Raw genomic sequence first — 6,165 nt, 5'->3', positions numbered from 1 at the left:
GGGGGGGGGGGGGGAGAAGGGGGGGGGGGGGGGGGTTGTTTTGTCCCCCGTCGTGAAGGGGGTGGGGGGGCGGGGGGGGGGGGGCCAACGGAAAAGGGACAGGGGGGAGCGCGCCGAGCAGCAGGAACGGGCCGACCGGGAGGTCCAGTCCGCGCACCGGGCGGCGACGGACCAGCGCGGCGGCGGCCCGCAGGGTGCCCCACAGCCCGGCGAGCACCATCGCGGCGAACAGCCCGCCGAGCGCCACCGACCAGCCGTACCAGCCGAGCAGCCCGCCCAGGGCGAGCCCGAGCGGGGAGTCCCCCGGGCCCAACGCGCCCAGCCAGACGGCCAGTTCGAGCACACCCCCGACCGCGAGCGCGACCAGCAGGCAGCGCAGCGCCACCCCGGGCCCCGCGCTCGGCACCGCCGCCAGCAGCAGCGCCGTCACCCCGCCGAGCAGTGGCAGGGTCAGCCGGTACGGCAGCCGGCGCACCCGCGCGTCGACGAAACCGAGCGCCACGCCGAGCGCCGCCGCCCAGCCCATCGCCAGGGTCACCAGCACCAGCCGGTCCGCCGCGTTCGCCACCGCGACGGCTACCGCCACCGCGACCGCCTCCACCGTCCAGGCGCCGGCGCCCAGCCGCTCCCGGCAGCCCCGGCAGCGCCCGGTCGGCGGCAGCAGGCGCACCCGGCGCCCGCAGGCCGGGCAGTCCTCGCACCGGGGCTCGCCCTCCGGCACCGCGAACCGGGCGATCAGCCCGCGCAGCGGTGGAGCCGCCAGGAGACCGACCAGCACCGCCGCCACCACGACCGGGACCACCGGCGCACCCCCACTTCGACCGACGCGACCGACACGACCGACGCCATCGGCGCGACCGGCCCCATCCTCCCGCGCCGGGCGGTGTGCCGTCCGTCTCGTTCCGCACGAAAGCGCGACAGCGCTCCTCGCATACACGAGCATTCCGGACATTCGACTACTGGTTCGGAAGGCCGTCCGCCACCCCCGCCTGCCGATCCAAGGGGGCTGTTCGGGCCCCCGAAAGCACCCCCGCGGAGACCGGCCGCACGGCCCCTCCGTACCCCTAAAGTAGGCGGACATGCAGGTCATCCAGTCCAGCAAGCTCGCCAATGTCTGCTACGACATCCGCGGCCCGGTGCTCGACGAGGCGATGCGGCTGGAGGAACAGGGCCACCGCATCCTCAAACTCAACACCGGCAACCCGGCCACCTTCGGTTTCGAGGCGCCCCCGGAGATCCTCCAGGACGTCCTGCGCAACCTCGCCGACGCGCACGGCTACGGCGACTCCAAGGGCCTGCTCTCCGCCCGCCGCGCGGTGGTCATGCACTACGAGGACCGCGGGCTGCACGGCCTCTCCGTCGACGACGTCTTCCTCGGCAACGGCGTCTCCGAGCTGATCCAGCTGGCCATGACCGCGCTGCTGGACGACGGCGACGAGGTGCTCGTCCCGGCCCCGGACTACCCGCTGTGGACCGCCTCGGTCTCACTCGCCGGCGGCACCGCGGTGCACTACCGCTGCGACGAGCAGTCCGAGTGGTACCCGGACCTCGCCGACATCGAGGCCAGGGTCACCGACCGGACCAGGGCCATCGTGGTGATCAACCCGAACAACCCGACCGGCGCGGTCTACCCGCGCGAGGTGCTGGAGGGCATCGCGGAGATCGCCCGCCGGCACGACCTGGTGGTCTACGCGGACGAGATCTACGACAAGATCCTCTACGACGACGCCGAACACGTCCCGCTGGCCACCCTGGCCCCGGACCTCTTCTGCGTCACCTTCAACGGACTGTCCAAGGCGTACCGGGTCGCCGGCTTCCGCTCCGGCTGGATGGTGCTGTCCGGCGACCGGCGCCGGGCCCGCAGCTACATCGAGGGCCTCACCGTGCTCGCCTCGATGCGGCTGTGCGCCAACATGCCCGCCCAGCACGCGGTGGCCGCCGCGCTCGGCGGACGGCAGTCGATCCGCGACCTGGTGCTGCCCGGCGGCCGGCTGCACGCCTCGCGGGACGCCGCGTACGAGCTGCTGAACCAGATCCCGGGGGTCAGCTGCGTCAAGCCCAAGGGCGCGCTGTACGCCTTCCCCCGGCTGGACCCCAAGGTCCACAAGATCAAGGACGACGCCCGGATGGTGCTGGACCTGCTGCGCTCCCAGCGCATCCTGCTGGTCCAGGGCACCGGCTTCAACTGGCCGGAGCCGGACCACTTCCGGCTGGTCACCCTGCCCCGGGCGGAGGAGATCACCGACGCGGTGACCCGGATCGGCGACTTCCTCGGGGGTTACGTCCAGCCGTAGCCCGGGCGGGAAGCCCCGGGGAAAAACACTACGGCCGGAGTCCCGGCCCGGGCGATCTCCTTGGTCGGGGGAAAATCGCCCGGCGGAACTCCGGCCGTCCTGCCGCTCGGCGGGGCGCGCGGTTCGTGCCGCGCGCCCGCCTCTCTCCCGGCTGAGGCTCAGGCTCAGCCGAGGCGCGCGACGAGGTTCCGGTACTCGTCCCACAGCTCCTTCGGGGTGTGGTCGCCGAAGGTCTCCAGGTGGGCCGGCACGAGAGCGGCCTCCTGGCGCCAGAGGTCGGCGTCCACGGTGAAGAGCAGGTCGAGGTCCTCCTTGGACAGGTCCAGGTCGCCGAGGTCGAAGCCCTCGACGGTCGGCAGCACGCCGATCGGGGTCTCGACGCCCTCGCCGGTCCCCTCCAGGCGCTCGACGATCCACTTGAGCACGCGGCTGTTCTCGCCGTAGCCGGGCCAGACGAACTTGCCCCCGGCGTCCTTGCGGAACCAGTTGACGTAGTAGATCTTCGGCAGCTTGGCGGCGTCCGCCCGGGCGCCGACCTTCAGCCAGTGGGCGAAGTAGTCACCCATGTTGTAGCCGCAGAACGGCAGCATCGCGAACGGGTCGCGGCGCAGCTCGCCGACGGTGCCCTCGGCGGCGGCGGTCTTCTCGGAGGCGATGTTGGCGCCGAGGAAGACGCCGTGCTGCCAGTCGAAGGACTCGGTCACCAGCGGGACGGCGGTGGCGCGGCGGCCGCCGAACAGGATCGCCGAGATCGGCACGCCCGCCTGGTCCTCCCACTCCGGGGCGATGGTCGGGCACTGCGCGGCCGGGACGGCGAAGCGGGCGTTCGGGTGGGCGGCCGGGGTGCCGGACTCGGGGGTCCAGTCGTTGCCGCGCCAGTCGGTCAGGTGCGCCGGGGGCTCCTCGGTGAGGCCCTCCCACCACACGTCGCCGTCGTCGGTGAGGGCGACGTTGGTGAAGACGGTGTTGCCCCAGAGGGTGTCGATGGCGTTGGCGTTGGTGTCCACGCCGGTGCCGGGGGCGACGCCGAAGAAGCCGGCCTCGGGGTTGATGGCGTACAGCCGGCCGTCGGCGCCGAAGCGCATCCAGGCGATGTCGTCGCCGATCGTCTCGACCTTCCAGCCCGGGACCGTCGGCTGGAGCATGGCCAGGTTGGTCTTGCCGCACGCCGAGGGGAACGCGGCGGCGACGTACTTGGCCTCGCCGTTCGGCGGGGTGAGCTTCAGGATGAGCATGTGCTCGGCCAGCCAGCCCTCGTCGCGGGCCATGGTCGAGGCGATGCGCAGCGCGTAGCACTTCTTGCCGAGCAGGGCGTTGCCGCCGTAGCCCGAACCGAAGGACCAGATCTCCTTGGTCTCCGGGAAGTGCGAGATGTACTTGGTGCTGTTGCACGGCCACGGCACGTCCGCCTGGCCCTCGGCGAGCGGGGCGCCGACGGTGTGCACGGCCTTGACGAAGTCGCCGTCCTCGCCGAGCTGGTCCAGCACGGCCTGGCCCATGCGGGTCATCACGCGCATGGAGACGGCGACGTAGGCGGAGTCGGTGATCTCGACGCCGTACGCGGCCAGCGGGGAGCCGACCGGGCCCATCGAGAAGGGCACGACGTACATCGTGCGGCCCTTCATCGCGCCGCGGAAGAGTCCCTGCTCGCCCTGGAAGAGCTCCCGCATCTCGGCGGGGGCCTTCCAGTTGTTGGTCGGTCCGGCGTCCTTCTCCTGCTCGGAGCAGATGAAGGTGCGGTCCTCCACGCGCGCCACGTCCGTGGGGTCCGAGGCGGCGTAGTAGGAGTTGGGGCGCTTCTCCTCGTTGAGCTTCTTGAAGGTGCCCTGCGCCACCAGCAGGTCCGCGAGGCGGTGGTACTCCTCGTCGGAACCGTCGCACCACTCGATGCGGTCCGGCTGGGTGAGCTCGGCGATCTCGCTCACCCAAGCGAGCAGCTGCTTGTGGCGGGTGGGCGCGGATGCGCTGAGAGCAGAGATCTCGTACGACACGATCGCTCCGTTTCACGCCATCTCGGCGAGGAGACGGCGTCGCGGGGGTCTGAGGGTGCTTGCAGCGTAGCTCCGGACTCAAGGCCGGAACGCGGCGAAGCGTCGAAATTGACGCACCTTTTACTCCAGCCAGTATGATTACTGACCAGTAACAGAGCGGCCCCACCCGGGACGGAGTGTGCGGCGCCACACTCCTATTACTCCAAAACGTCCAACAGTGACGATCGCCACTTCCTACGCGCCAGTAACCTACGGATCCGTAGGTAACGGGTAGCATGCTGCGCATGACTGCTGCTGCGCTCGCGGAGAGTGCACTCATGGAGAGCAAGCCGAAGTGGCGCGGCTGGCTGCACGCCGGGATGTTCCCCGCCACGGTGGCCGCCGGGATCGTGCTGATCTGCCTGGCCGACTCCACGCCCGCCAGGATCGCCTGCGCGATCTACTCGGTCAGCGCCTGGCTGCTCTTCGGGGTCAGCGCGGTGTACCACCGCTTCGACTGGGGCCCGCGCGGGGACGCCGTGCTGCGCCGGCTGGACCACGCCAACATCTTCCTGATCATCGCGGGCACCTACACGCCGTTCACGATGCTGCTGCTCAAGGGCGCCGACCAGCAACTGCTGCTCTGGGCGGTCTGGGGCGGCGCACTGGCCGGGATCGCGTTCCGGGTGTTCTGGGTCGGCGCGCCGCGCTGGCTGTACACACCGGTGTACCTCGCGCTGGGCTGGGCCGCCGCCTTCTACCTGCCGGACTTCCTGCACACCGGCGGGGTCGCCGTCCTGGTGCTGATGATCGTCGGCGGAGTGCTCTACAGCATCGGCGGCGTGGTGTACGGGCTCAAGCGGCCCAACCCCTCACCGCGCTGGTTCGGGTTCCACGAGGTGTTCCACGCCTTCACCCTGGGGGCGTTCATCGTCCAGTACATCGGCGTCTCACTGGTGGCGTACAGCACGGCCGGCTGATCCCGGCGCACCCCGACGGGCGGTCGAACGGTCCACGGACCGGCCGGCCGCCCGTTCCGCCGTCCAGGGCCGCTCGTACGGGGCCCGGAGCTGCGGGCGGCGCGGGACGGCCGAGTGGTCGACGGCGCCGGACTCCGACTGCGGGCCCGGATCCTGCAGCAGCCCGTGCGCGTGGTGGTGCTCGCCGTGGGCGTAGTACTGCTCCCCGCGGGCGTGGTGCTGCTCCCCGTGCGACTCCCGGCGGGGCTCGTACGACTCCCGGTACGGCTCGCGCGGAGACCCGGCCGCCGTCGGGAGCGCCGCGGACCCGGACCGCCCCGGCGCACCGGCCGAGCGGGCCCGCGCCTGCCGGGCGTCGAGCGCCTCGCGGGCCCGGCGGCAGCGCTCGCAGTGCGCGGCGTCCGGGATGCCGCGGCGCGGGCGGTGCCGGACCGGGGCCCGATCGCCGTGCATCGCGCGCCAGCGGCGGGCGACGTACACCATGAGCAGCAGGGTCTCGACCCCGGCGACCGCCAGGACCAGCAGGGCGCCGTTGATCAGATAGGCCGCGACCACGGCCAGCGCAGAGCCCACCACCACCGCCGAACCCCACACCTGGGTGCTCATCTGCTTGTCGTCCGCGTCGGCCACTTCGGTCCCCTTTCCCGGTGCCGGGCTCGTGGTCGGCTCCCGCCGCCCCACCTCTTCTCCGCTCTCGGCACGCGTCGGCCAGCACTGACCGATTGCCACATGGTATCTACCGACAGTCATGGCCAACTGCCCCGGGGCGGCGAACGACAGATCAACGTTGCGTCAATTCCTCGTGCGGAAGCAGCACTTCCAGGACACATCACGGAGCGTAGCCGCGGTTCGCCTCCGTCGGACGCGCCGGACGCGCTGGACGCGCTGGACGCACCTGCGGCAGCACGCAGGGCGCCGAAC

The 6,165-nt window shown here is 71.8% G+C and carries 5 protein-coding genes; 2 read left to right on the top strand and 3 right to left on the bottom strand.

All coding sequences use genetic code 11. From position 1 onward, the window contains the following. Nucleotides 1-802 (bottom strand): prepilin peptidase (locus tag ACFVGO_RS32600; protein WP_380635691.1); only part of this gene is annotated, 802 nt, incomplete at its 3' end. Nucleotides 803-1,079: 277 nt separating this feature from the next. On the opposite strand from ACFVGO_RS32600, the gene ACFVGO_RS32595 reads away from it, so the two are divergent. Continuing rightward, nucleotides 1,080-2,294 carry a pyridoxal phosphate-dependent aminotransferase gene (locus ACFVGO_RS32595; protein ID WP_359899491.1) on the top strand — a complete coding sequence of 405 codons (1,215 nt, stop codon included), beginning with the start codon at nucleotides 1,080-1,082 and terminating at the stop codon, nucleotides 2,292-2,294. A 164-nt stretch (nucleotides 2,295-2,458) separates the two neighbouring features. On the opposite strand, the gene ACFVGO_RS32590 is transcribed toward ACFVGO_RS32595, so the two are convergent. Further along, nucleotides 2,459-4,285: a phosphoenolpyruvate carboxykinase (GTP) gene (locus tag ACFVGO_RS32590; protein WP_359899489.1), complete on the bottom strand. Its 1,827-nt coding sequence runs from the start codon at nucleotides 4,283-4,285 to the stop codon at nucleotides 2,459-2,461. 284 nt (nucleotides 4,286-4,569) lie between these two features. Between ACFVGO_RS32590 and ACFVGO_RS32585 the strand changes: the two genes are divergently transcribed. Next, nucleotides 4,570-5,244: a hemolysin III family protein gene (locus tag ACFVGO_RS32585; protein ID WP_380359196.1), complete on the top strand. Its 675-nt coding sequence runs from the start codon at nucleotides 4,570-4,572 to the stop codon at nucleotides 5,242-5,244. On the opposite strand, the gene ACFVGO_RS32580 is transcribed toward ACFVGO_RS32585, so the two are convergent. Beyond that, the gene (locus ACFVGO_RS32580; RefSeq protein WP_380635688.1) at nucleotides 5,215-5,874 is read right to left on the bottom strand and encodes a hypothetical protein; all 660 of its coding nucleotides are present in this window, start codon (nucleotides 5,872-5,874) and stop codon (nucleotides 5,215-5,217) included. The two genes, ACFVGO_RS32585 and ACFVGO_RS32580, sit on opposite strands and share 30 nt — an antisense overlap. Between the last annotated feature and the right edge of the window lie 291 nt (nucleotides 5,875-6,165).

Origin of the sequence: Kitasatospora sp. NPDC057738 (genome assembly GCF_042798815.1) — a bacterium.
GTDB lineage: Bacteria > Actinomycetota > Actinomycetes > Streptomycetales > Streptomycetaceae > Kitasatospora > Kitasatospora lactacystinica.
The sequence above is the reverse complement of the archived record's forward strand: the minus strand, read 5'-3'. Positions and strand labels throughout refer to the sequence as shown.

Coding starts and splice junctions, on each gene's coding strand:
- ACFVGO_RS32595 (WP_359899491.1), top strand. CDS start 1,080: ATGCAGGTCATCCAGTCCAGCAAGCTCGCCAATGTCTGCTACGACATC.
- ACFVGO_RS32585 (WP_380359196.1), top strand. CDS start 4,570: ATGACTGCTGCTGCGCTCGCGGAGAGTGCACTCATGGAGAGCAAGCCG.